This is a genomic window from Salidesulfovibrio onnuriiensis, assembly GCF_008001235.1.
GTDB classification, from domain to species: Bacteria; Desulfobacterota; Desulfovibrionia; order Desulfovibrionales; family Desulfovibrionaceae; genus Pseudodesulfovibrio; species Pseudodesulfovibrio onnuriiensis.
This window is the reverse complement of record NZ_CP040751.1, coordinates 3,202,837-3,227,556: the sequence shown is the minus strand read 5'-3', so window position 1 is coordinate 3,227,556 and position 24,720 is coordinate 3,202,837. Positions and strand designations below refer to the sequence as shown.

Sequence of the window (24,720 nt, the reverse complement as noted above, 5' to 3'; positions counted from 1 at the left end):
GCTGAAAAGGGCCTGTCTGCTTTGTTGCCGCAAAAAAGGCGACTCCTCACGTATTGGTAATACGCTGCGGGTCGCCTTCTTTTTGCGCCAGGTCTCCAATCCTTTCTGAACAGCCTTTGATGCGGCTGTGCATGAGGGGGATTAAAGAGTGAAATCCGGAAGAAATTCCAGCTCGGGAACCTTCTTGATGAGGCCGGTCTTGGCGAGCTGGGTGTAGAAGTATTTCATGCCGATCTGTTCGGCCGGGCCCAGGTCGTAGACCAGGCCGTCGAAGTAGGAGCACATCTCCTCGCTGTTCATGTGGCTGGATTCGGCTGCCAGGGTGCACATGGCCTTGATGTTGTCCACGCCCCACTGTTTGGCCGTCAGCAGCGTCCTGCACGCGTTTTCCACGCCTTCCCTGTTCCGGGCCCAGGCGTCGCGCTGGACGATCCAGACGCCGAAAATGAAGGGCAGGCCGGTCTGGTTGCGCCATTCCTCGCCCAGATCCACGCGCACGGGGTAGTCCTTGTGCCTGCGCAGTTCCAGCGCCTCGTCGCCGATGCACAGGATGGCGTCGGGCCGTTCTCCCCGGTCCAGCACCGCCGTGGCGTCTCCGGTGATGAAGTTGGAATACACGCCCCAGTGCTGCTGCATGAGCACCTTGAGCAGCGCGGCCGAGGTATGGGTCTGGGAGCTGACGAGCACGGTGCGTCCGTCGAGCCTGCGCGCCGGAATGCGCGAGAGCAGCAGCACGCTCTGCACCGGGCCGCGGCTGCCGATGGCGATATCCGGGACAAGGTAGTACTTTTCCGGGTGCCGGGCGTATTCGATGCTGGAGCTGGCCGAAACCTGGAGCGACCCCTCGTCCATGAGCCGGTTCAGGTGCGAGGGCGGCCCGGAGACGATGTCGAAGTCGTTTTCCACCAGCCCGTTTTCCAGCGGGTGGTAGATGGGCAGCACGTTGAGGTAGCCGATTTTGCCGAGCCGGATCACTGTCTGTTCTCCAGCAGTGTATAGTCCATGGTGCGCTGCCTGGGCGTGAACCCAGCGTCCTCCACCAGCCGGTGGATTTCCTCGCGCGAGAGCCGGAAGGCCACGCCGGCGGCCTTGACCACGTTCTCCTCGATCATGGTGGAGCCGAAGTCGTTGCCCCCGAAATGCAGGCCGAGCTGGGCGATGCCCGGGCCCATGGTCACCCAGGAAACCTGGATGTTGTCCACGTTGTCGAGCACGATGCGCGAAAGGGCCAGGGTGCGCAGGTATTCCACGCTGGTGAGCTTGCGGCAGTGGGGCAGGGCCGTGTGGTCGGGCTGGAAGGTCCAGGGGATGAAGGCCGTGAACCCGCCGGTGCGGTCCTGGGACTCGCGCACGTTGAACAGGTGTTGCAGCCGCTGCTCGGGAGTCTCCAGATGGCCGAACATCATGGTGGCCGTGGTGCGCAGGCCCAGCTGGTGTGCCTCCTCCATGACGCCGAGCCACTGGCCCGCGGGGCATTTGCGCGGGGAGACCTGGGAGCGGACCTCGTCCACCAGGATTTCCGCGCCGCCGCCCGGGATGGAGTCGAGCCCGGCCTTGTGCAGCCGCTCGATCACCTCGGTGGTGCCGATGCCTTCCAGCTCGCTGAAGAAGACGATCTCGGGCGGGGAAAAGGCGTGCACGTGCACCTTGTAGTTGGCCTTGATGTACCGGAGCATCTCCTCGTACCAGGTGAGCGGCAGGTCCGGGTGATGCCCGCCCTGCATGAGGATCTGGGTGCCGCCCAGGTCCAGTGTCTCCTGGATCTTCTGCCCGATCTCCTCGAAGGTGTGCACGTAGCCGCCTTCCTGGTCCGGCGCGCGGTAGAACGCGCAGAACTTGCAGCCGCACACGCAGATGTTGGAGTAGTTGATGTTGCGGTCCGAGACGTAGGTGACGATGGGCTCGGGATGCTTCCGGAGCCGCACCTGGTGCGCCAGCCATCCCAGTTCGTGAAAGCCCGCATCCTTGTAGAGCGCATCGGCCTCATCGAAACCGATACGTTCTCCAGCCAATACTTTTTCAAATATATTTTCCAAACTCATTGTTCACTCTCAGGGCGAAGCCGCCAAAAAGTTTTGGAAGGGAGCTTGAGGGAGATCTTTTTCAAAAGGTTTCCCTCAAACACCTCTAAATTTCATTGAAATACGAATCGCGCTCCACGGGGGTGAACCCGCAGCCGGTGATCATGCCTTCCAGCTCGGCGCGGGTCATGGCCTGTGCCGAATCCGCGCCCGCCTCGTGGCCGATCTTTTCCTCGACCACGGTGCCGTCGAAGTCGTCGGCGCCGAACTTGAGTGCGGCCTGGGCAACCTTGACCCCGAGCATGACCCAGTAGGCCTTGATGTGCGGGATGTTGTCGAGCATGAGACGGCTCACGGCGATGGTGCGCAGCTGCTCCAGGCCGGTGAGCGGGTTGTCGATGGCCAGCTTGCTGTTTTCGGTCAGGAAGGGCAGGGGGATGAAACAGGTGAATCCACCGGTCTCGTCCTGCTGGCGGCGCAGCCGGTCCAGATGGTCCAGTCGGTCCGCATGGGACTCGATGTGCCCGAAGAGCATGGTGCAGTTGGTCTTGAGCCCCAGGGCGTGCGCCTCGCCGTGCACGCGCAGCCATTCGTCGGCATCGCTCTTGCGGGCGCAGATCCGGGTGCGGACCGCCGGGGCGAAGATCTCGGCCCCGCCGCCGGGCAGCATGTTCAGGCCGGCGGCCTTGAGCCGGGCGAGCACCTGGGTGGTGGGGATGCCTTCCAGCTTGGCGAAGTGGGCGATCTCCACGGCCGTGAAACATTTGAGCACGGCCTCGGGCAGACGCTCGCGGATGGAGGAGAGCATGTCCTCGAAATAGGCCAGCCCCAGCTTCGGGTGGCAGCCGCCCACGATGTGGATCTCGCGCGGGGCCATGCCCGCTCCGTCGATCTTGGCCAGCATGTCGTCCCTGCCGAGCACGAAGGCTCCCTGCTGCCCGTCGTTTTCCCGCTGGTAGGCGCAGAAGGAGCAGGCGTTGACGCAGACGTTGGTGTAGTTGATGTGCTGGTTGATGACGTAGAAGGCCTTGCAGCCGTTCATGCGGATGCGCGCCTGATGGGCCAGCGCGCCCACGGCCAGGGGATCGTCGCATTCGAACAGGCGCATGCCGTCCTCGATGCCGAGCCGCTCCCCGTCCAGGACCTTGTCGCGCACGGTTCCCAGTCCCATGTTTTCAAAATAGTCGGATGAGATGAATTTTTCGATCATGATGCACCAGTGCCCGACAGGCCGTCCTTCATGAAGGCGATGACGCTGTCGAGCCGGTTTTCTATGGTTGTGCGGTCTGCCTTGTACAGGCCCGCGTTGGCGTCCAGAAAGGGCAGGGACACGGACTGGAAGAAACGGTCCATGACCCCGTCCAGCAGGTACACGGCCATGTCCGTGTCCAGGTCGTCCCGGAGCTGCCCGTTGCTCTTCGCTTCCTCAACCAGCCCGCGCAGGAATTTGGTGGAGGCCTGCCGGATCTGGCCCAGCAGCTTTTCGCGCAGGGGGAAATTTTCCTGGTAGAGCATCTTCAAATAGATGCTGTAGAGGCGCGGGTGGGCCTCGATGAAATCCAGCCCGGCCAGCATGCTTCTGCGCACGCGCTCGAAGAAGTCGCCGTCCCTGGTGGATTCGCGGATCTCCTTGAGCGGGGCCTTGAACAGCTCGATGGCGTGGCCGAAGAGGTGTTCGAAGATTCCCTGCTTGGTGCCGAAATACTTGAACAGGGACCCCTTGGCGATGCCCAGCCTGCCCACCATGCGGTTGACGCTGGCCTGGTGGAAGCCGTGCTCCGCGAATTCGCGGGTGGCCTCGTCGAGGACGCGCTTGCGTTTTTCTTCGGGAAGGTTCAGAAATGTCTCTGGATTTGCCGGCATCGTGCTTGCTTTTCTCGGGGTTGTTCAGGCGTGGTGACCACCTGGTCACCGTTGTTGTATAGCCGCCCCGAAACCCTGTCAACGACAATGACCAGAAAGACGACTTCGACCATGACCAAACTGACTCTCGGGTACTCGCCGTGCCCCAACGACACCTTTATTTTTTACGCCCTGGCCGCCGGTGTGGTCCCCGCTCCCGCCGAAAGGCTGGACGTGACCCTGGCGGACGTGGAGGAACTCAACCAGCGGGCCGCCCGGGGCGAGCTGGATATCTGCAAGGTTTCGGTGGCTGCCGCGGCCGAGATCCTGGACGAATACATGCTGCTGGGCGCGGGCGGTGCGCTCGGCCGGGGCGTGGGGCCGGTGCTGGTCAGCGGTCGGGACTGTCTCCTGCGCGACCTGCACGGAACGAGGATAGCCATTCCGGGCCGCAGGACCACGGCCAACCTGCTTTTCGGGTTGTGCTGCCGCCAGGCCGGAATCGAGGTGGAGCTGGTGGAGATGGTCTTTGACGAGGTCATGCCCGCCATCCGGGAGGGCCGGGTGGACGCCGGGGTGGTGATCCACGAGGGCCGCTTCACCTATGAATCCTACGGCCTGTGCAAGCTCATGGATCTGGGGCAGTGGTGGGAGGAATTTTCGGGCCTGCCCATTCCGCTGGGAGCCATCGCGGTTCGCCGGTCCCTGGGTGTGGATACTGCGCGGGCCGTGGAAGCGGCCATCCGCGCAAGCCTGCAATATTCCTGGGACAACCCGGGAGCGCCCATGAATTATATCCGCGAGCACGCCCAGGAGATGGACGAGGCGGTCATTGCCGAGCACATCAGGACCTTTGTGACCGAATACAGCATGGATGTGGGTGAGGAAGGGCGCGGGGCCGTCATGGCGCTGTTGCAGGAGGCGGCCCGTATGACCGGCGGGAACCTGCCGGACAAGCCCGTGTTTGTGCCCTGCGATTAGGGCAGGAAGAGCAGCGACTCTCCCGCGTCCGCGTATTCCCCTTTTTCGAAATATCGCTCCACGGCCGGGGCGGGCAGGATTTCCCTGCTGGTCACGGTCTGGACGCGTCCGTACCCCCTGAAGGCGTCAAGCACGGCTGTGGTCTTATGTTCCACCAGTGAGGTCCGTTCGGCTTCGGCCAGGCCGATCCCCAGGTTCCGCGGGTGCAGGGAGAGCAGCACCACGGGCTTTCTGTCCTCCAGAAATTGCTTCATGGCCGGGATGGTGGCGTATTCGCCGCCCTCGATGTCCATCTTCACGAATTCCACGTGAGACAACCCATTCGCAAACAGTTTCGCGGCGTCCAGGGCCGGAGCCGTGAACGTTTCGCCCGCGCCCGCCAGCAGGCTGGAGGTCTCGCTCATGCCCTGCCTGCCCGGTGCGGCCATGGGCAGCTCGCCCTCGAAATCCGCCACGGCGGCGTTTATTGCCCGGATGCGCGGGGCAAGCTCCGGATTGAGATCCAGGTTGGCCGTGAGCGTGGCAAAGGCGGCAGGGTCGGGCTCGAAGGCGTGCACCTCGCTTGCGATGTGCGCGGCGAACAGGGCGGTGGAGCCGATCCAGGCTCCGATGTCCGCGAAGGCGCAGCCCGGGCGGATGTACCTTTCAAATGCTTCGAAGGTGGCCGGCTCCCAACGCCCCTGTTCCACCAGGTCCCAGAACCGGGCAAGACGTTCCCGGACGTGGGCCCTGAACGAAAACCGCCCGACATGAAATACTTTTTTCATGCGGGCAATTATGACACGTATGGAGAATTTTGTCAGCCTGTTGATTTATTGTCCTGGCTGTACCAGACGCCCACGAGCACCAGGGCGCAGGCCGCGTACTGGATCATGTTCAGGGTCTCGCCCAGGATGAGCCAGCTCATGATCAGCGTGAACACCGGGATGAGGTTGATGAAGGCCGAGGCCTGTGCCGCCGGGATCTTGCTCATACCCACGTTGTAGAGCCCGTAGCCGCCGATGGTCACGAAGACCCCCAGGTAGACGATGGCTCCGATGCCGAACAGATCGAACCCGGCGGGCGCTGCCGTGGTCGGCAGGAAAAGTAGGGGGAAGAAGAACAGGGAGCCCACAAAGGCCTGGATCATGGTCAGGAACCAGGGGCTGTAGCGCTGGGTCAGGTTCTTGAGAGTGATCATGTAGCCCGTGGCAAAGACCATGGCCATGAATTCGTAGAAGTTGCCGAGCATGGGATTGGGCGCGGTGCCCGTGGGTTCGGCGGCCAGGGACAGGGTTATGGCCCCGACCACGGCCAGGGCGAATCCGATGCCCGTCTTGCGTGAAAAGTGCTCCTTGAGGTAGAAGCGGGCCACGCAGCCCACCATGAGGGGCAGCATGGCGCAGATCATGCCCGCCTGGGTCGCCTCGGTGTTCTCCAAGGCCATGGCCTCGAACACGAAATACAGGCCCGGTTCGCACACGGCCATGAACAGGAGTTTCTTCCAGTCGCCCTTCTGGTAGTTGATGGTGCGGAAGTTCTTGATCACCAGCAGGAAACACAGGCTGGCCACGAACATGCGGCCGAAGATGACCACCATGGGGTCGTAGACCTCGAAGGCCAGCTTTAGGGCCGGGAAGGAGCTTGCCCAGAGCAGGACAGCGCTCATGAGGGCGAGAAAGGCAACGGTTTTACCGTCTTGTAAGGTCACGTGCGACTCCTGATATATTTGTGCGACTGGCGAGAAGTAGCACCCTTTGTGGCGAAAGCAAATGGAAAAAACAGGCGGGAAGCCGGGTGTGAAGGCGAAAAAAAAGCCCCGGGATCGCCGGGGCTTTATCCATAGAGATGTTTAAGTTAGCGTAGTTTTGATAGGCAGTTTGGGATAATACAAATGCTACCGTTTGGAGATCAGTATCCGATAGCCACTGGCCGTTCTGACTTGAGTGGCTTTCAAAGAGCAATTTGGGTCAGATTGGATAAACAATTCGTAACTCCAAACTTCGTGTGCATAGGCGATTTCATTCAGATCGATTGACTTCTGCATTTGATTCTTGCAGGGGTGCGCCTTGATTTTGATTTGGGATTCTATCAGGACGCCATCGCCGGTGTCGATTCCCAATATCGGCATGTCGTCACCGCTAACATTGTTAACACTGATATTTGTGGTCAAAAGTCCGCCTTTGTTCATCCGGTCGTCAGCAAGACGAATGGACGGGGTCTGACTTTTTACTGTGAGCCTATGATTTTTTTGCGAAATAATACAGGCCCAGACTGCTGCGACCAGAGTTGCCATAGAAAGCACCGTCAGCCAATTGTCGACGATCAAGTTTATATAACTACACATGCGGCCATTATTACAAGGCTGTGTGTTTAATCGCAAGGATTTCAAAATTATTTGATTAGTACCAGAAAAGGTGGGCGACGATTGCAACGGACAAGAAAAAATGTCTTATAACAGTACGCTGCTTACGATCATATCCAAAAGGGAGTTCGGCACAACTAAGCGATTTGAGAACATATATTGCTTAAAGAAAACCCCCTATTTGCTTAAGCAAACAGGGGGCAATCTATTTCATGCGATTCCTTTAATATTATTAAAATGTCTTGTGAATCGCCGGGGCTTTTCTTGCTGCATGGGCCGGTCTAGCGGCAGACGGCCAGGAGGTTGAAGGGCTTGTACCCGTTGTCCGGGTTTTCCGCGTAGCGGCAGCCCAGGTGCGAGTCGTCGCGCTTGTTTTCGATGTCTTCCTTGGAGCCCGTATAGTGCGGACATTCGTTGTTGTTGCAGACCAGGATCACTCCCCAGCCGGACTGCGGCGGGGCAACCCACGGTTCAAGCGGCGTGTTGCAATGCGGGCAAACCCTGTCCTCGAGCTCTGTGGTGACACCTGCATAGGTATGTTTCACGACTGTATCCTCCTGTGGCCGTGGCCGTTGAAATCTTTTTGTTGTTCAATAAGTAAGGCGTAAAAGGATTGCGTCAAGCCTCGGGGGCGTTTTCGTCGGCAACTTGTTCCTGGGCGGCCCGCAGCATGCGGAACAGCTCGCGAAACGCCTTGGGCTTTTTCCCGGATTCGCGTTCCTTGCGGGCGTTGCGCACCATCTGGCGGAAACGCTGGATGTCCATGTCCGGGAAGCGCTCGACGAGTTCTTCCACGAGTTCGTCGTCCCCTTCCATGAGGCGGTCGCGCCATTGTTCCAACTCGTGGAAGGCCCCGGTCTGGGCCTGGCGGCCGCTGCGGATGGTCTCGATGTAGTCCTGCAGGGACTGCGGATCAATGTCGCGCATGAGTTTGCCGATATACTGGAAATGCCTGCGACGGGCTTCGTGCTTCTTGATTTTGAAGGACTCGGTGACTGCGGCCAGAAGATTGTCATTCAACGGCGCTTTCTTGGCCAGCTCCGGCCCCAGGTCCACCAGCTCCTCGGCCAGCTTTTGCAGCGCGGTCATCTCCCGCTTGAGCTGCGAGCGGCTCGGGGCTGAATATTCCCGTTCCTCGTCGTTTTCGTCTTTGTATGGGACCATGTTTCCTCCGGCGGTTTTTGTTACATGGCGAGGGCTGCTCTGGCAAGCTCCCCGGGCGCTGCTCATGGCCGGCAATGGGCGAAACGCGATCGGTACTCGCCGGGAGTGAGCCCCACCTTTTTCCGGAAGACGCGCCTGAAGCTTGCGCTGTCCTCGTATCCCACGGCATAGCCGATCTGCTCAACGCATTGGGTGTCTGTCGCGAGCATTTTCTTGGCTTTGTCCAGGCGCAGGTCCTGAATGAATTCCAGGGGGGAGATGCGCAACGCCCTTTGGAAGCGGCGGTTCAGGGTCCTGCCGGTTATGCCGGCCTTCCGGGCCAGCTCTTCGATGTTTAGTTTTTCCGGCAGGTGTTTCTCGATGTATTGCTGCACGGCAAGCACCTCGGGGTCGCCGTGGTCCGTGGCGTAGGTGGTGCTCATGTACGGGGTCTGGGAATTGGTCCGGGCGTCGATGAGCAGCACGCGCGAGCATTCCGCGGCCAGCTCCGGCGCCCCCAGCTTGCCCAGCAGGTACAGGGAAAGCTCCAGATAGGCCGTGGCCCCGCCCGAACATATGTAGTCCCCCTCGTCCAGGAGCATGCGGTCTGCCCGCAGCAGCACATCCGGGTATCTTTTCCGGAAGTCGCCGGCCAGGCCCCAGTGGGTGGTGGCAGGGCGTCCCGCAAGCAGGCCGGTTTCGGCCAGCAGGAACGAACCGGCGCAGACCGTGCAGATGCAGGCTCCGCCCTGGTGCTGGGAGCGAATCCAGTCGATGACCGGCCGGTCGGCCAGGTGGCGCTTCAGGCCGCCGAACAGGGCTGGGATCAGGACATGGTCGTACTGTTCGCCGTCCCCGATGGTGGCGCTGGGCGTCACTGGGATGCCGCTGAAGGACGTGACCGGTGCGGGGCTGCGGCCCACAATGGTGGAATGGATGCGTAGGGTGTTCTCGTTCTTCTCGCGCCTGGCCGTGGCAAAGACGTCCAGGGGACCGAAGACGCTGGAGGAGAGACACCCTTCCAGGGCGAGCAGGGCGATTGTGGTCATGGTGCCGATTGTCCGATATGGCAATAAAAATGTCAAATACGACACTATGGGACAACAGGACATTTCCCTATCCTGGCCGCACCAACAAGGAGGAATGCCATGAGCAAGACGGCGTTATTGATCATTGATTTGCAAAACGACTATTTCCCGGGCGGCAAAATGGAACTGGTGGGCGCCGCCGAAGCCGGCGAAAACGCGCGAAGGCTGCTGGAGCGTTTCCGCAGCGAGGGGATGCCGGTCATCCACATTCAGCATGAGTCCGTGCACGAGGGAGCCTCCTTTTTCCTGCCCGGTTCGGAGGGCATGGAGATTCACGACTGCGTGCGGCCCGTGGAAGGCGAAAAGGTCATCCTCAAGCATTTCGCCAACAGCTTCCTGCAGACCGGGCTTGAATCGTTCCTCAGGGAACAGGGCGTGTGGGCCTTGGTGGTCGCGGGCATGATGGTCCAGAACTGTGTGGACTCCACGGTGCGCGCGGCAAAGGAGCTGGGCTTCGCCGTTACCCTGGTGCACGACGCCTGCGCCTGCCCGGACCTGGAGTTCGAAGGCGAGATGATCCCAGCCGGGATGGTGCGCAAATCGTTCATGGCCTCCCTGGGGTATGCCTTTGCCCGGGTGGTGGATGTACGGACGTATCTGGCGGGCTAGTTGTTCGCCGGGATGTAATCGAAGGGCGGCGTCTCGGTCATGCGCGAGAGGGAAACGCGGGTCACCAGGGGGATGAGCCCGGCCTCCACGGCCTGCTCGTAGACCATGGCAGCGTTCTCCTCGGAAACGCAATAGTCCACGGAAAAGACCGGGATGCCGCGTTCCTGGTATTTGAGATATTGCGCCAGCCGGTCTTCGGTGGAGTAATCGTCCTGGTTCTGGTCGTGGATCAGATGCAGGTCGCCCGCGTGCGGGTCGTCCCAGTCCGCGTCCGCCTCGCCGTGGAACCAGGTGTCCTCCACGGCCAGGGCGTCTATGGCCTCCTCGTATCGTTCGGGGTCGGCGTCGATGAGGTAGGGGGCGTTCTGGGCGACGATCATGAAGTTCTCGTTGACGGCGGTTCCCGCCTCGCCGATCTCCTCGATGAAGGTCAGCATTTCCTTGGCCGGGTCGCGCTGTTCCGCTGACGCTGCCTTGATCACGTGTTCATCGTCATAGGCCTCGATCCAGTCCAGATAGACGCCGTCGAAGCCCATGCGGGCCAGTTGGGTGATGATGCCGTCTTTCCCCAGCCATATTTTCTTCCAAGTGGGCCGCCAGTAGGCCACCGTGAAATTGCCGCTCCAGCCGTCCGGGTCCGGCGTGACCAGGAAGTCCGGTGTGCCCGGCTTGCCCGGTTGCGGGGCTTTCCATCCGGGCTGCCAGTAGTCCCGGTAGTCTTCGGCCTGGCCGATGTCCACATACGCCAGCAGGATGCGCCGCGCGCCGTCGGGAGCGGTTCGCAGCCGCCGGACGATCCTTTCCGTCTCGTAAGGGCCGTCGCTGAAATTGTGGCCGGGTTCGATGACCAGCAGTTCATAGGGGGAGTCGGCCAGGGCTTGAACCGAATCATTCATGTCCAGGTCCTGGATCAGGTACATCCATGTCTTCACCTGCGCCAGCCGTTTGGACATGGGGCCGGCCTGGGCCGCGCCTGGAAGCGCCAGCAGGGCGAGCAGGAAAAGACAGGCACACCGGTGCATGGCTATTCCTGTGTCCTTTCCCAATCCCTGCGGATGAGTTCCAGCATGGCCTTGGCCTCGTCCGTGTGCAGGTTGACGACCCCGAAATCCGGCTTCCAGGGAAGTTTCTGCATGATGAACCCGTCGGTTTCGAACCATTGCGGCAGCAGGCCGCCCAGGAAGTATCCCCGCTCTCTGAGCAGCTCCACGGTTCCGGGTGCGGCCGGGTCGCCCAGGTTGAGGTGCACCTGCATGAGGCTTTCCGGGGTTTCCCGCTCGGCATTTTGGAGCACGGACTCGAAGTCCCTGCCCACAGCGCTGACCACGAGGCGGGCCACCCTGGAGTCCCGGAAGTCGGAAAAGGCGCTTTCGGTTTCGTCCCCGGACGGTCCCGAAGGATCGCCCAGGTCACGTTGCACGCCCAGCAGGGCGTGACGGCTGGTGATGAAATCCCTGTACGCCTCGGGCAGGTAGGCCGTGTTTCGCCTGGGCTTGTCCACCCGCAGCACGTCCACCAGGGTGACGCGGTGCGCGCCGCCGCCCTCGTGCTCGAAGGCCTCGGCGGGCATGACGTCGATCTCCATGCCGCATTCCGTGGTCTTGTAGCGCACGCCCAGTTTCTGGGTGAACAGGTGGGTGGTCACGGGCTGGCCGAAAATGCATTCCATGCCGTATTTTTCCGGCAGGGTGGACATGAGAAAATCGTTGAGCTTGAACCCGATGCGCGTGTGCCGGTACTCCTTGAGCACCATGAGCTGGCCGAGCTCATAGATGCCCGGGTTGGGGGCGGTGCGGAACATGCCGCCGAGGCCGACGATGTCGCCGGACTCGGTCCGGGCCACGGCCGTGAAATGGTTGTCCCCCTCGTTCTGCCGGATGATCTGTTCCGGGTCGTAGACATAGTCCACGGGAAAGGCGTCCGCCCAGATGGAGTGGTAGCAGCGGGCCACGCCCAGGGCGTCCTCGGGCCGGAACAGGTCGATGACCGCCTTCTGCCCGTGCTCGATGGTGTACGGCGTTTTCTCCAGCCTGCGGATGTATTCCTCTCTGCTCATTCTGTCCTCGTTATTTTTGCAGTACTTCGCGGAAGGCCTGGCAAAAGGCCTCCATGACCGGCCGCTGCACCAGGCTGACGCGGATCCAGTTGGGGAACCGGAACCCGGTCATGGTGCGGACCATGACGCCCTTTTTCATCAGCTTGCGGTAGAGCAGGGTGTCGGACATGGGCACATGGACCATCATGTAGTTGCCTTCGCCGTGGACGTGCTCCAGGCCCATGTCGTCGAACAGCCCGGAGAGCAGCTCCTTGCCCTCGGCCACCATGTCGCGCGTGGCCCGGATGAAGCCGGTGTCGTCCTCCAGGGCGGCCGAGGCCGCGGCCTGGGCCAGGGTATTCACGGAATAGACGATGTGGGTGCGCCGGACAATGTCCACCACCTCGGGCGCGCCGCACAGGTAGCCGATGCGCAGGGCGGCCAGGGCGTACATCTTGGAAAAGGTGCGGAAGGCGATGACGTTGGGGTAGCGCTCCATGAGCCGCATGGCATCCGGGTAGTCGTCCTTTTCCACGTATTCGAAATAGGCTTCGTCGATGACCACGATGCGCTCGCCGCCCACCCCGTCCAGGAAGCGGGTCATGGTGGCCGTGTCCCAGTATGTGCCCGTGGGGTTGTTGGGATTGCACACGAACAGGATCTTGGTGCGCTCGTCAATGGCCTCGAGCATGGCGTCCGGGTCGACCCCGTAGTTCCTGAGCGGGATGAGCCGGGCTTCGAATCCGGAGAACTCGGCCACCCATTCGTAGACCGCAAAGGTCTTGTCCGCGGTGATGATGTTGTCGCCTTCCTCGCAAAAGGCCTTGATCACGCTGGTGATCACCTCGCAGGAGCCATTGCCCACCAGGAACTGATCCGGGGTCTTGCCGAATTTTTCCGCCAGTTGGTGGCGCAGGTAGTAGCAGTCGCCGTTGGGATAGACCGGAACCTGCCTGGGCGGGAACCCGTCCACGATGCGCCCGGCCTCGGGCGGCGGGCCCATGGCGTTTTCGTTGTTGTTCAGCCGGTGCAGGTGGTCCACCTTGAACAGGCGCATGAGCTCCGGGTCGGGCTTGCTGGGGTAGTAGGCCTCGAAACCCTGCACATGGGCCGGGACGAGCCGTTCGAGAGGCAGGCTAGACATGGGCGAACACCGCCACGTCGGATTGGCCCGCATAGGGCAGAACCAGCCTGGGTTGGAAGCCGTTCTCCAGCAGGGCGTCGGCCAGGGCCGCCTGCCAGCCCGAGCCCAGGTCGAGGTGCACGATGATGTTTTCGCATCCTTCCTGTTTGAGCACCTGCACGTGCTGCCGGATGTTTTCGGCGCTGTCCGCGCCGGCCAGCATGGGCCGCAGCGTGGCCTGTCCCGATTCCTTGTTCAGCTTCACCGCGAAGACCGAGCGGCCCGAGACGTGCTCGCCCATGGCGTTCGTGGGCTGGATGTCGCGCATGAGCACCAACTCGTCGTAGGCCTGTTCCAGGAATTCCGTGAGCGACTCCGGCGCCCAGACCACCATGCCGTTGTCCTCGCGCAGGTGGCGGAACCAGATGGGGATTTCCCGCGTGGCCTTGTCCAGGCCGATCATGGGCAGGGTGGCCAGCATTTCGAAGTCCCCCTCGGGCAGGTCCTCGGTGTTGCGCAGCCCGAACAGGCCCAGGGTGGAGGTGCGGGCCACGGCGTTGACAAGGTGGTCCACCAGCAGGCGGGCGGTTTCCTCGCGCTGCGTGGCAAAGACGTAGGGGCCGTCAAAGGAGACGCTCTTTTCCGAGCGGCTTTCCCAGCAGATCATGCCGCAGACCGCGCCGCTCTCGTCCAGAGCCAGGGCCGTGTGCATGTCCCCGCCCAGGGTGGTGTCCACCACCTTGCCGGGGGTGCGGAAGGCCAGGGGTAGCTCGTGGGGTTGGTACAGGGCCAGGGCCAGGGAGCAGGCCCGCTTGATCTGGGCCGGTTCCGATTCCTCGGTCACCGTGACCGCTCCCTTGGCGTCGAACCGGCTTGCAACCTCGGGCTCGACGGCCGGGTAGGCGCGGTTCATGCGCAGGCTGAGCCGCAGTTCGCGCCCCTCGCGGTGGATCTCGAAATCGTCGGTCATGCGCGAGGCCAGGAGCAGGCCCATGGTCTGCATGGCCTCGTCCGAGGAGAGGTCGCCCCGGGAGGTGAGATTCAGGGCGTGCAGGTCTGCGTCGGCAGCCCGGAAGGAAAAACGGGTGGTCACATGGTCGCTGCGGGGCAGGATGTCCAGGCCGATGCGCTCCTCGTTGGCCAGGGACGCGAGGTAGGCCACGATCTCTTCCACGGCCATGGTCAGCCGCAGGGCCTTGCCCGCCTCCAGCCCGAAGGCCTTGGCGCTGGTTTCGGCCGCCCGCTGGGCCACCGGGATCATGGACGGGTCCGCGGGGAGCCTCAGGGAAACACTGTTTGCTTGTTCTGGCATGAACTGTCCGTATTTGTTTGGGATTGTTCGCGTAATGCTGAAGATTCTCGTGCCGAATCAATAGCACAGGGAGCCCGGATAATCCATTAGCAACTGGTCGGCGGAAACACACAAGCCCCGGCTGGGCCGGGGCTTGTGTGTTTCGCTAATTTTCCTGAATGGCCTTGAAGGGCGGGCGGGTGCGGTCCGCGATGATGGTGGCCAGAGGCACCGGGGTTTGGTCCTTGCCGCAGAGCTGTTCGTGCAGGACAAGCACCACCTTTTCAAAGCCGAGGACCCCGACCATCTTCACCAGCGCCGTGGGCGTGAACGTCCACCATGTGTCGTAGAAATCCGGATTCCGGCAGTCGGGCTGGAAGGTGATGTTCGCGCCCGGGGTCTCGGGCGTCCAGTCCGGGTGGTATTGCTCCACGATGATGACCCGCTCGGTGGTCATGTCCAGGTTGTGCCGCAGGGCCTGGAAGGGGTTCTGCATGTGGGTGAGCACCGAGGCGAAATAGGCGATGTCGTAGGGGCCGGACTCATGCGGGGTGTCGTAGGCCGAGCAGGAGATGACCCTGTTTTTCGAGCCCAGCGCCCGGTGGGAGAGCCAGTAGGAGCGCTTGACCCGGCGCATGTTGGTTTCGCGCCCGGCAAACACCCGCACCGGATTGGCCGCGGCCAGGGGCACCACGTCCCAGTTGTTGCCCGAGGGCAGCTCCACCGAGGTCACTTCGGCTCCCAGCGCTTCCATGCGGAAGCCGAGCGCGCCCGTGGCCGGTCCGATCTCCAGCACCCGTTTGCCCGCAAACTTCGTGTTGGAGAAGAAGAATTCGTCCTGGCCCCGGAAATCCCAGGCCCCTTCGACGAGGCCGTGCCCGGGCAGGTCCATGGTGTGGTACCAGAAGCAGTTGTCCGGGGAATCGACTTCCACGGGCTCGGCATAGGAAATGGCGTTGCTCATGCAAGACCTCGTTTATGTAATGGTTCTATAACGCTACGGTTTTGTATGGCATAGGGCGAGCCTTGGCAAGTTGTCGCCTGCGGGAAACATGTTGGCACTGGGGCGGCCGCCTGGTTGCGCATAGGGTGGGTTTGCCCTCCCGCACGCCGCGTTCTGCAGGCCCGGGAAAGGGCGGCGGCTCAGGCGTTTCGGGCGGCAGGCCTTGCGGTTCCGCCAATGCCCGGTTGATGTGTGAATCCCAAGGCAGGAGTTTTTTTATGCGCAATTGTTTTCAGGCGGGCCCCATGTCTTTCCCGGTTTGCATCCGGGCCTGGTTTCCGGGTCTGGTGCTCATGGTCCTTGTTGGGCTGTGCGGTGCGTGCACGACGTCGGACGCGGATGCGTTCACGGTGTATTTCAACAACAGCAACGACGATATCCCCGAGGTCTGGCTCCAGGTGCAGGATCCCCACAACGGCACGGATTCCAGTTTCAAGGCCTCCTACGGCGGAAAGTCCATTGATTTTTCGGAGAACGGCACCGAGGTGATGATGTCGGTCCCGGTCCGGCTCTTGGATATCGGGGTGAACGGCCTGAATGTCGAGTATTCCAAGGGGGCCCTGCTTTACCTGTTTTTTGATGATCCAAGCGGCAACCCCAGGACGGCCGCTCCGGCGCACATGGTTTCCGGGCTGCGCTTCCAGCCCTTCGAACTGACCATGACCGGCAATGCGGGCGATCAGGGCGATCTGACGGCGATCAACTATTACACGGCCCCCTTGAATCTGACGAGCTATCACGGGACGCCCGGCGGCGCGGTGGAAATGTTGCAGCATACCGGGTTCGGCTCCAATACCACGGCCACGATAGCGACGGCCCTGAACGCCGCGTGCAGGTATGCGCCCGGGGCCGTGGTCAGGAATTCGTTGGGCGATATTGTCCGTTTTCTCGGGCCGAGCAATTTCACCGGGGAGACCGCCAACCCCTGGCCTTCGATGGTTCCCTATATGCAATCGGTCCGCGCTGCCCGGCAGGTGACGACCATACAGAACGCCAATGGATTCAGTTTTGCCGCGCCCGACAATGTTCCGACGTACCAGTTCGGATGCGACTTGAAGGCCACGGCAAAACCCGACGGCAGTATTGTCGCGTCGGGCAAGATCACCGTGCAGGTCCTGGGAGCCGCCAGGAAGGGCAACCCCGCGCCTCCTGCCAGGGGGGCATGGCCGGATGCGACCGTCACCATTTCTGCGGAGGACGTGAAAGCCTTCAATGCCGCGATCTACGGCCAGGTCCGGAACGCGGCCGTTTCCTTCGGCGGAACGGGGTGGGACAAGTTTAGGAAATTCACGCAGAACACATGGAAGGACCCGGACAAGAGGGATAAGTCTCTCGCGGATCTGGGCGCCTACGACACCACGCTGGACATGATCGTGGGGGAAATCACCACCGGTATTCTCGGGGGCTTCCTCGACAGCGACTACGCTGTGGGGGGGACATGCCTCAAGGACATGCCCAGCAAGATGTGGTGGAGCTTGAAACCCATGCAGGCGTTTTCCAGGATCCAACCCGAGCATCCCTATTATAATGTATATGCAAACGTGATTTACGACCTGTCGGGCAACACGGTCTACGGCGTGCCCTACAGCGACCGTTTTGGCAGCGGCCCGTTGGTCAACTCCGTGCAGTTCGACGGAAAAAGCGTGGATTACTGGGTGGTGGACATCGGGACCCCGCTGGGAGCTGTCCCGGCACAGTAGGGTTTGGATGTTTGTTGCGAAAAAGCCCCGTCCGAAAGGCCGGGGCTGCTTTGTTCTCGGCGATAGATATTTCCCTAGATAGTTTGTTTTTTCTCTCCCCTCTTTTGCTCCGATAAGAATTTTCAGTTCTTTTCAGTTCTTTTCGGAACAAAAAGTTCCTATCTTAGTTTATTCTTTTCTTTTCATATGGTTATGTTGTGTTTTGCTACTGCGTTAATGGCATGAAACAGCCTGTGGTTTGCTGATATTTGCAAAACGGAATTATTTATTCCTATTATGGCGACTTTTCTTAAAATTTATTTAATTATTTCAATATATTATAAAGTTGGCATTCGAAATGCTTTCGCGCGCCAAATATAGACGAGGGAGAAAGACATGGAAAGGGCAGATTACAGGCAGGAGCCGAACTGGGAGACCTTTGTCGGCGTTCTCATCCCCAGCGGATGGGATGGCGATTTCCATGTTTCGAAGATTTCCCTCGCCTGCAACGGCGAAAAGGACATTGCCATTGCGAATCTCGAGGAACGGCCCGACCTGCTTGCCCTGCTGCAAAAGCGGGTGCGCATTGCCGGCCCTGTGGATCCAATGAGAAAGGCTGTCACCGTGAAGTGGTGCCGGCTTGAAGATGAAGATGCAAACCATCGATCGCACAAGGAGTAGTCATGAAGTCCCTGAACAACATCATCCTGGCCCTGGCCGTGTTGCTGCTTTTTGCCGGAACCGTGCATGCGGGGAATTCCCCGTCCGAGGATGAACCCATTGTGGTGACCGGCTTCGTTTTCGAGGAGCAGGACGGCTTCTACCTTGACGACGGCAACAGGACCTACCGGCTCGTGGGTATGGATGATCCCAACTACTCCGGGCTCATGACCGAAGTGCGCGGCAACTATTTCATGATGGAAGACCAACCCGCCATCCAGGTCGGGGACATGGTCGTCATAGAGGAAGCCATGGGGGCGGAAGACCAGGAGGAAATCCCTTCCGCCGACGATGGCTACTAACGCTATTTGCATGAGGAGGTAATCATGCTTGATGTCGTAACCAACGAAGAACAGGAGCCCCCCGACCTTTTGCCGGTCTCGCACGAAAAACGCGGGGCCGTGCAGGGGCCGGGAGGCGGATGCGCCACGATTGCCGAGTTCCGAAGCCGTTATTATCCGCTGGTTTCGGACGAGAAATGGAACGACTGGCGCTGGCAGATAGCCCACCGCATCAAGGATGCGGACGAAATGGAACATGTGTTCGGAACCGCGCTCGCGCATACGCTGCCCCTGGGCAAGGGGCTTCCCGTGGCGGCCACCCCGTACTACCTCGGCGTTGCGGCGACGGCCGTCTCCGACGGAGTCCGGCGCTGCATAGAACCCACGGTGAATGAATTTATACGGTCCCTCCACGAGGCGGACGACCCCCTCGGAGAGGAAGGCCACACGGCGGTGCCGGGCCTGGTGCACCGCTATCCGGACAGGGTCCTGTTTCTGGTGACGGACTACTGCTCCACCTATTGCCGCTACTGCACGCGCTCCCGGCTGGTGGGGCAGAAGAGGCATCCCCATTCCAAACGGGAATGGCGGCGGGCCATCGCCTATATCCGGGAGCGCGAGGAGGTCCGGGACGTCCTGCTTTCGGGCGGCGATCCACTGACCCTGCCGGACGACAAGCTCGACTGGCTGCTCACGGAGCTGCGACGCATCCCGCATGTGGAGATGGTCCGCATCGGCACCAAGGTCCCGGCGGTCCTGCCCCAGCGCATCACCCCGGAGCTGACGGCCATGCTGCGCAAGCACCATCCGCTGTTCATGAGCCTGCATTTCGCGCACCCGGACGAGCTGACCGGGGAGACCGCCGCGGCCTGTGCGGCCCTGGCGGACGCGGGCATCCCGCTGGGCAGCCAGACCGTGCTGCTCAAGGGGGTCAACGACGACGTGCAGACCATGAAGCGGCTCATGCAGGGACTGCTGCGCGTGCGGGTCAAGCCCTATTACCTCTACCAGTGCGACCCCATCCCCGGTTCCGGGCATTTCCGGACCAGGGTGGAAAAGGGGCTGGAAATCATAGCCGGGCTGCGCGGCCATACCTCCGGGTATGCGGTGCCCAGCTACGTCATCGACGCCCCCGGCGGCGGCGGAAAGATTCCGCTGCTTCCCGAGAGCGTGGTGGGCAGGGATGATAATTTCATCCTGCTCAAGAACTATGAAGGCGGGGTTTTCGGGTATCCGGACTCCGATGCCGCGGCGGAAGAGGAATGCCGCGGTGCGAGGGTTTCATGATGAAGATCGGCATGACCTATGATCTCAAGGACGATTACCTCAAGCTGGGGATGTCTCCCGAGGAAGCCGCCGAGTTCGACTCGGAGGTGACTGTCGAAGGCATCCGCAAAGCGCTTGAGGGACTGGGACACAAAGTGGTCCGAATCGGCAATATCGCCGCCCTTACCTCACGCCTGGCGGACGGAGAGACTTGGGACATGGTCTTCAACATAGCCGAGGGGCGCAGGGGCCTGGGACGAGAAGCCCAGGTCCCGGCCCTGCTGGACGCCTACGACATTCCCTATACCTTTTCCGGGCCGGACCTCATGGCCCTGACCCTGAACAAGGGGTTCACCAACGCCGTTGTCCGTTCCCTGGGGCTGGCCACGGCGGACTTTACCGTGGTGCGCAGCCTGGAGGATGTGGAGGAGGTCGGCCTCGGCTTTCCCCTGTTCGCCAAGCCCGTGGCCGAAGGCACGAGCAAGGGCATCAGCAGCCGTTCCCTGACCCGGAACCATGACGAGCTGCGGGCCACCTGCGGCGACCTGCTGGCCCGGTTCCGGCAGCCGGTGCTGGTGGAGACGTTCCTCCCCGGCCGGGAATTTACCGTGGGCATCCTGGGCAGCGGCGACGAAGCGCGCATCGCCGGGGTGCTGGAAGTGTTGGCCACGGAAAAGGGAGATGCGTCCGCCTACACCTACGAAAACAAGCAGGATTGGAAAAAGCGCGTTCGCTACGAGCTGGTGGACGATTTCGCCGCCATGAGTTCGGCCAGGCTGGCGCTTCGGGCCTGGAAGGGGCTGGGATGTCTGGACGGCGGACGCATAGACGTGCGCCTGGACAGGGAGGGTATGCCCACCTTCATCGAGGTCAACCCCCTACCCGGACTCAATCCGGAAAGCTCCGACCTCCCCATCCTGTGGCGGCAGGCGGGGCACCGGTACGAGGAACTGATTGGCGCCATTTTCCGGTCTGCGGCGGCTCGCCTGCCCAAGGGCGATACCGAACCCTGGAGAGTCGCATGACCAGGAAGACCGTGGCTATCGTGCGCACCCGACTCGATCCGGGCGCATCGGCGGATGACCTTGACGTGCTGGCCCAGTCCGAATTCGTGGCCCGCATCCTGAGGCAGCTGGACTGGAGCGTGGTGGAGGTGGAGCTGGGGGACAACCTGGCCGAGGCCTGCGGCGCCTTGGAATCCATCCGGCCCGACGTGGTCTTCAACCTGGTGGAAAGCATGCTGGGCTCGGACGCCCTGGCCGGCATCGCGCCGGTGCTTTTCCAGAAGGGCGGCCTGCCCTTTACCGGGTCGGACAGCGCCGTGCTGAGCCTGACCTGCGACAAGCTGTCGGTCAAGAAACGGCTGAACGCGGTGGGGTTGCCCACCCCGTGGGGAGCCGGGCTGGCCGAGGTGGAGAACGGGGCGTTCCAGGGGCCGGGGATGTATATCATCAAGAGCCGCAGCGAGCACGCATCCGTCGGCCTGGACGACACTGCGGTGCTTCGGGCAGAGGAAAGGGAAGCGCTGCTTTCGTCCATGCGGGATTTCCGGGAAAAAACCGGGAGTTCCTGCATTGCGGAGCGGTTCATCGATGGCCGCGAATTCAGTGTGGCCCTGGTGGAGTATCCGGTCCGGAAGGCCGTTTCCCTGGGAGCGGCGGAGATCGTTTTCCGCAAGGACCTGCCCACCAAGATCGTGGGCTATTCCGCCAAGTGGGTGCAGGGCTCGGACGAGGATCTTGCGTCCGTGCGGAGCTTCGATTTCGCCGGGGAGGACCCTTACCTGGCGCACCGGCTGCAGCACACGGCGAACAATTGTTGGAGCGCACTGGGCCTGCGGGGCTATGCCCGCATCGATTTCAGGACCGACGCCCAGGGCCGGGAATACGTCATCGACGTCAATGCCAACCCCTGTCTTTCCGAAGACGCGGGATTCATTGCCACCTCCCGCCATTACGGATGGGAGGACGCCGACATCATTCAGGCAATCATTGAAGGAGCCTTGAACAGGTATGAAAAAGCAGGAAGCTGAGCCTGCCCATACAGTGGGGTGCACGCTGCGGTTTTTGGATGAAGTCCGCATGGAGGACGTCAGGAGCCTGTGCGCCATCACTGCGGGTACGGGATTTCTTTCCGAGGATGAGGTCAACGTGGTGGAAGAGCTGGCCTGGGCCGCCATCACAGGTGGGGAGTCGAGCGGGTACATGTTTCTGCTGGCCTTTTCGCATGACGGGGAGAATCGGTCCCCGGCCGGATTCGCCTGCTACGGGCCCATTGCCTGCACCGAGGGCAGCTACCATCTCTATTGGATCGTGGTGGACCGCCTGTGCCAGGGGCAGGGATACGGTACGCAGATTCTGCGCAAGGTCGAGGAACGGGTTGCCGCGCGGCAGGGGCGCAAGCTCTTTCTGGAGACTTCCTCCCGGCCCCTGTACGAGCCCACCAGGAATTTCTACTGGAGCACCGGGTACATCGAAGAGGGCAGGTTGAAGGACTATTACGCCCCGGGCGAGGACTGCGTGCATTTCGCCAAGGAGCTTCAGCCCGCGCGGGGCTGAGACAGCCTGAATCCATGAGGGCCCGGAAATTCTCTTCCGGGCCTTTTTCTTGTGCCGGTTACAGGGAGGCCCGGTGAATGTTGTCCGTGGAGTGCTGCACGGACCGGTGGTATTTCACTGCGGGTTTCCCGAAGACCATGGCCGCGACAACGAGATGGTCGGCCGGTATTCCCAGCAGTTCTCGAATTTCGGGCGCAATGACGTCCATGACCGACCGGGCGATGCCGTCCCAGACCGTGCCGATCCCATGGCTGTTGGCCAGCAGCTCGAAATAGCTCAGGGCGATATGGCAATCCGCTGCGGGGGCCAGTGCGTCCTTGGGGGCCGAGGCCACCAGCAGGTGCGGCGCATTGCGGAAGATCACGTCCTCGCCGTCCCCGCCTCCCTGAATGAAGCTTGCGATGCGTTCCATTCCCTGGGGGATTCGTCCCTCCCGGATGGCCTTGTCCGCTGCTTCGGCGGTCCGTTCGCGCAGCCTGTCCATGGCTTCGCGGTTGTCCACCACCGTGAGCCGGGTCAACTGCTGATTCACGGCGGTGGGGGCGTGGGTCGTCAGTTCCAGCAGGTGGCGGATGAGCTTCGGGTCGACGTTTTCCTTTTTGTATCTTCGGATGGAACGGCGGCCCAGGATCAGCGCCTCCATCTGTTCGGGGGCGGGCAAATTGCGCGAGAGCGGCACGCTATCGGCAGGGTTCTTGCCGAGAATGCTGATGGCTCCGGGTTTGCACACGGCCAGGCAATGCTGGCAGCGGCAGCACATTCCCGCTCTTTCCGCGTTGATGGAAGGGAACCCGTCCATCGTGATGACGCCGAAGACACAGTCCCGGGCACATTCTCCGCACTGGGTGCACTTCTCGGTATCCACCATGAAATTCAACATCTCTATTCTCCTGGGTTGTCGTGGGTATGGTTCAAGCCATTCTCAATAGCACACGTAGCGGAAAACAAAAGCAGGCACCTTTTGGTTCTTGGGTTTCATCTCGGTATGAATTCAGTGATTTCGGAAGGTTGCGTCTTTGCTGGCCGTTTGTTGATTTCACGTGGGCCAGGGCGATGTTTTTGGCGGCAATTTTTTCGAATGAAATCCACCGGCATTTCATGCTGATATCCATTGTCTTCCCGTGAAACTGGCAGTAAAAAACGGACCAGGAGGCCTTTGCATGAGAAAGATTCTGGTCATCACCCGCGACAACAGCAAATCCGAACGGATCGAGAAGCTCCTTGGGGAAAAGAAGGAAGTTCTGGCCCAGTCCGTTCCCGATGCGGGCGGGAACGTCCCCGCGGACAACGAGGTGGATACGCTGTTCATCGACGCGGAATCGCTGCGCGGGGCCAATGCCTCGGCCGGAGAGGCCCTTGAGACGCTCTGGGAGCAGTATCCTTCCGCCTCCATCGTGGTCATGACCGACGATAAGCATACCTCGTTTGCCGTGGATGCGGTCAAGGCGGGGGCCTTCGACTACCTGACTCATCCCATCGGCAAGGAAAAGCTGGACCTCATGGTGGACAAGGTCCGGGAGGCGGACATGCTCCAGTCCGAGCTGGATTTCCTGCGCGACCACCTGCAATACGACGAGAGCATGGAGTTCGCGGGCACCCGGAGCAAGTCCATGCGCGAAGTCCTGAACAAGATCCATCAGGTGGCGGGCACCCGGACCACCGTGCTGCTGACCGGGGAAACCGGAACAGGCAAAAGCCTCATCGCCAAGCTGATCCACAACAACAGCAACCGGCAGGACGGCCCGTTCATCAGCGTTCATTGCGGGGCCATCCCCGACACCCTGGTGGAAAGCGAACTCTTCGGCCACGAAAAGGGCGCGTTCACCGGAGCCGTGCGCCGCAAGCTGGGCAAGTTCGAGCTGGCCCACGAAGGCACCATCTTTCTGGACGAGATCGGTACGGTTTCCCAGTCGGTTCAGGTCCGGCTGCTCAACGTCATTCAGGAGCGCCTGTTCCAGCGGGTGGGCGGCGAGGCCGACATCCCGGTGGACGTGCGCATCATTGCAGCCACCAACGAAGACCTGGGCGGGCTCAGCGACAACGGCCTGTTCCGCAAGGATCTTTTCTATCGCCTGAACGTCTTCCCCATCCGCATTCCTCCCTTGCGGGAACGCATTGAGGATATCCTCAAGCTGGCGGAGTCCTTCATCAAGCGGCTCAACGGCCTGCTGAACAAGGACATCAAGGGAATCCACCCCGAGGTGCTCGACGCCTTCCAGGCCTATTCCTGGCCGGGCAATGTCCGCGAGCTTGAGAACATCATCGAGCGCGCCTGCATCCTGGAGACGGGCAACATCCTGCAGCCCTCCAACTTCCCGGTGGAGCTGTTCGACAGCCTGGGGACGGTGGTTACCTCGCCGGTCAAGACAAGCCTCAGCCTCAAGGAGGCCCGGCAGATCGCCATCGACAACTTCGAGTCCCAGTACCTGGCCAGCGTGCTGGAGCAGTGCGGCGGGGTCATCAAGGATGCGGCCTTGCGGGCCGGGATCACCACCCGTCAGCTCAACAAGCTCATGAACAGGCACGGACTCAGGCGCAGGCAGTTTACGTTCAAAAACAGGAACTATTAATTCCTGTTTTGATCGCATCGGAACAATAAGTTCTTTGCCCCTTTTGTACGCGGATATTCATGGCTATCTGTGTTTATTCGCTATTATCTTGAGATTATTCCCTTCCCTTCCCTCTTTTTCCACTGTTTCACCCATTGCATGAGTCGCATTAGGAACTTGTAGTTCT

26 protein-coding genes are annotated in these 24,720 nt (G+C 61.3%); 10 read left to right on the top strand and 16 right to left on the bottom strand.

All coding sequences use genetic code 11. The annotated features are described in order from the left end of the window. Positions 1 to 141: 141 nt before the first annotated feature. The 4 genes from FGL65_RS14750 to FGL65_RS14735 all read right to left on the bottom strand — a co-directional run bounded on the left by FGL65_RS14750 (position 142) and on the right by FGL65_RS14735 (position 3,884). A complete protein-coding gene (locus tag FGL65_RS14750) occupies positions 142 to 975 on the bottom strand; it encodes a menaquinone biosynthetic enzyme MqnA/MqnD family protein (RefSeq protein ID WP_147822035.1) in 834 nt (277 codons plus the stop codon). Then, the gene (gene mqnC / locus FGL65_RS14745; RefSeq protein ID WP_147822034.1) at positions 972 to 2,042 is read right to left on the bottom strand and encodes a cyclic dehypoxanthinyl futalosine synthase; all 1,071 of its coding nucleotides are present in this window, start codon (positions 2,040 to 2,042) and stop codon (positions 972 to 974) included. The genes FGL65_RS14750 and mqnC overlap by 4 nt, the downstream gene beginning before the upstream one ends. Before the next feature lie 85 nt (positions 2,043 to 2,127). Beyond that, a complete protein-coding gene (gene mqnE / locus FGL65_RS14740; RefSeq protein WP_147822033.1) occupies positions 2,128 to 3,231 on the bottom strand; it encodes an aminofutalosine synthase MqnE in 1,104 nt (367 codons plus the stop codon). Then, positions 3,228 to 3,884 (bottom strand): TetR/AcrR family transcriptional regulator, encoded by a 657-nt coding sequence (locus FGL65_RS14735; protein ID WP_147822032.1) that lies wholly within the window; start codon positions 3,882 to 3,884, stop codon positions 3,228 to 3,230. Before FGL65_RS14735 ends, mqnE begins: the two co-directional genes overlap by 4 nt. 111 nt (positions 3,885 to 3,995) lie before the next feature. Here FGL65_RS14735 and FGL65_RS14730 point away from each other — a divergent pair, with 111 nt between their 5' ends. Further along, complete coding sequence (locus FGL65_RS14730; RefSeq protein WP_147822031.1) at positions 3,996 to 4,844, top strand: 1,4-dihydroxy-6-naphtoate synthase; 849 nt, start codon at positions 3,996 to 3,998, stop codon at positions 4,842 to 4,844. Here FGL65_RS14730 and FGL65_RS14725 read toward each other — a convergent pair. The 6 genes from FGL65_RS14725 to FGL65_RS14700 all read right to left on the bottom strand — a co-directional run bounded on the left by FGL65_RS14725 (position 4,841) and on the right by FGL65_RS14700 (position 9,380). Then, on the bottom strand, positions 4,841 to 5,611 hold the full coding sequence (locus tag FGL65_RS14725) for an FkbM family methyltransferase (protein WP_147822030.1): 771 nt from the start codon (positions 5,609 to 5,611) through the stop codon (positions 4,841 to 4,843). The genes FGL65_RS14730 and FGL65_RS14725 overlap by 4 nt on opposite strands. 32 nt (positions 5,612 to 5,643) lie before the next feature. After that, positions 5,644 to 6,534: a DMT family transporter gene (locus FGL65_RS14720; RefSeq protein ID WP_250645506.1), complete on the bottom strand. Its 891-nt coding sequence runs from the start codon at positions 6,532 to 6,534 to the stop codon at positions 5,644 to 5,646. 186 nt (positions 6,535 to 6,720) lie between these two features. Beyond that, entirely contained in the window at positions 6,721 to 7,119 is a 399-nt protein-coding gene (locus FGL65_RS14715; RefSeq protein WP_147822029.1) for a hypothetical protein, read from the bottom strand. A gap of 350 nt (positions 7,120 to 7,469) precedes the next feature. Beyond that, on the bottom strand, positions 7,470 to 7,733 hold the full coding sequence (locus FGL65_RS14710; protein WP_147822028.1) for a hypothetical protein: 264 nt from the start codon (positions 7,731 to 7,733) through the stop codon (positions 7,470 to 7,472). Between the two features lie 73 nt (positions 7,734 to 7,806). After that, positions 7,807 to 8,352: a ribosome biogenesis factor YjgA gene (yjgA, locus tag FGL65_RS14705; protein ID WP_147822027.1), complete on the bottom strand. Its 546-nt coding sequence runs from the start codon at positions 8,350 to 8,352 to the stop codon at positions 7,807 to 7,809. Between the two features lie 62 nt (positions 8,353 to 8,414). Further along, positions 8,415 to 9,380, bottom strand: coding sequence for a GlxA family transcriptional regulator (locus FGL65_RS14700; protein WP_187170403.1), 966 nt, complete (start codon positions 9,378 to 9,380; stop codon positions 8,415 to 8,417). A gap of 99 nt (positions 9,381 to 9,479) precedes the next feature. On the opposite strand from FGL65_RS14700, the gene FGL65_RS14695 reads away from it, so the two are divergent. Further along, a complete protein-coding gene (locus FGL65_RS14695; RefSeq protein ID WP_147822025.1) occupies positions 9,480 to 10,028 on the top strand; it encodes a cysteine hydrolase family protein in 549 nt (182 codons plus the stop codon). Here the strand turns inward: FGL65_RS14695 and FGL65_RS14690 are convergent. The 5 genes from FGL65_RS14690 to FGL65_RS14675 all read right to left on the bottom strand — a co-directional run bounded on the left by FGL65_RS14690 (position 10,025) and on the right by FGL65_RS14675 (position 15,441). Continuing rightward, on the bottom strand, positions 10,025 to 11,050 hold the full coding sequence (locus FGL65_RS14690) for a glycoside hydrolase family 191 protein (protein ID WP_187170402.1): 1,026 nt from the start codon (positions 11,048 to 11,050) through the stop codon (positions 10,025 to 10,027). The genes FGL65_RS14695 and FGL65_RS14690 overlap by 4 nt on opposite strands. A 2-nt stretch (positions 11,051 to 11,052) precedes the next feature. Continuing rightward, positions 11,053 to 12,084, bottom strand: a complete 1,032-nt coding sequence (locus tag FGL65_RS18290) for a GNAT family N-acetyltransferase (RefSeq protein WP_187170401.1) — start codon at positions 12,082 to 12,084, stop codon at positions 11,053 to 11,055. 10 nt (positions 12,085 to 12,094) lie between these two features. Then, positions 12,095 to 13,207 carry a pyridoxal phosphate-dependent aminotransferase gene (locus FGL65_RS14685; protein ID WP_147822023.1) on the bottom strand — a complete coding sequence of 371 codons (1,113 nt, stop codon included), beginning with the start codon at positions 13,205 to 13,207 and terminating at the stop codon, positions 12,095 to 12,097. After that, positions 13,200 to 14,498: an ATP-binding protein gene (locus FGL65_RS14680; protein ID WP_147822022.1), complete on the bottom strand. Its 1,299-nt coding sequence runs from the start codon at positions 14,496 to 14,498 to the stop codon at positions 13,200 to 13,202. Before FGL65_RS14680 ends, FGL65_RS14685 begins: the two co-directional genes overlap by 8 nt. Positions 14,499 to 14,643: 145 nt before the next feature. Beyond that, positions 14,644 to 15,441 (bottom strand): class I SAM-dependent methyltransferase, encoded by a 798-nt coding sequence (locus FGL65_RS14675; RefSeq protein ID WP_147822021.1) that lies wholly within the window; start codon positions 15,439 to 15,441, stop codon positions 14,644 to 14,646. 257 nt (positions 15,442 to 15,698) lie between these two features. Here FGL65_RS14675 and FGL65_RS14670 point away from each other — a divergent pair, with 257 nt between their 5' ends. The 7 genes from FGL65_RS14670 to FGL65_RS14640 all read left to right on the top strand — a co-directional run bounded on the left by FGL65_RS14670 (position 15,699) and on the right by FGL65_RS14640 (position 21,984). Then, positions 15,699 to 17,180: a hypothetical protein gene (locus FGL65_RS14670; protein WP_147822020.1), complete on the top strand. Its 1,482-nt coding sequence runs from the start codon at positions 15,699 to 15,701 to the stop codon at positions 17,178 to 17,180. 375 nt (positions 17,181 to 17,555) lie between these two features. Then, a complete protein-coding gene (locus FGL65_RS14665) occupies positions 17,556 to 17,840 on the top strand; it encodes a hypothetical protein (RefSeq protein ID WP_147822019.1) in 285 nt (94 codons plus the stop codon). Between the two features lie 2 nt (positions 17,841 to 17,842). After that, complete coding sequence (locus tag FGL65_RS14660; RefSeq protein WP_147822018.1) at positions 17,843 to 18,181, top strand: hypothetical protein; 339 nt, start codon at positions 17,843 to 17,845, stop codon at positions 18,179 to 18,181. A gap of 24 nt (positions 18,182 to 18,205) precedes the next feature. Further along, entirely contained in the window at positions 18,206 to 19,447 is a 1,242-nt protein-coding gene (locus tag FGL65_RS14655) for a KamA family radical SAM protein (protein ID WP_147822017.1), read from the top strand. After that, complete coding sequence (locus FGL65_RS14650; RefSeq protein WP_250645505.1) at positions 19,444 to 20,451, top strand: D-alanine--D-alanine ligase family protein; 1,008 nt, start codon at positions 19,444 to 19,446, stop codon at positions 20,449 to 20,451. The genes FGL65_RS14655 and FGL65_RS14650 overlap by 4 nt, the downstream gene beginning before the upstream one ends. Further along, on the top strand, positions 20,448 to 21,458 hold the full coding sequence (locus tag FGL65_RS14645) for a D-alanine--D-alanine ligase family protein (protein WP_147822016.1): 1,011 nt from the start codon (positions 20,448 to 20,450) through the stop codon (positions 21,456 to 21,458). Before FGL65_RS14650 ends, FGL65_RS14645 begins: the two co-directional genes overlap by 4 nt. Continuing rightward, positions 21,439 to 21,984, top strand: a complete 546-nt coding sequence (locus tag FGL65_RS14640) for a GNAT family N-acetyltransferase (protein ID WP_147822015.1) — start codon at positions 21,439 to 21,441, stop codon at positions 21,982 to 21,984. The genes FGL65_RS14645 and FGL65_RS14640 overlap by 20 nt, the downstream gene beginning before the upstream one ends. A 58-nt stretch (positions 21,985 to 22,042) precedes the next feature. Here FGL65_RS14640 and FGL65_RS14635 read toward each other — a convergent pair whose 3' ends face one another. Next, complete coding sequence (locus tag FGL65_RS14635) at positions 22,043 to 22,864, bottom strand: nitroreductase family protein (protein WP_147822014.1); 822 nt, start codon at positions 22,862 to 22,864, stop codon at positions 22,043 to 22,045. A gap of 280 nt (positions 22,865 to 23,144) precedes the next feature. Here FGL65_RS14635 and FGL65_RS14625 point away from each other — a divergent pair, with 280 nt between their 5' ends. Continuing rightward, positions 23,145 to 24,554, top strand: a complete 1,410-nt coding sequence (locus FGL65_RS14625) for a sigma-54 dependent transcriptional regulator (protein WP_147822012.1) — start codon at positions 23,145 to 23,147, stop codon at positions 24,552 to 24,554. The last annotated feature ends 166 nt before the right edge of the window (positions 24,555 to 24,720 follow it).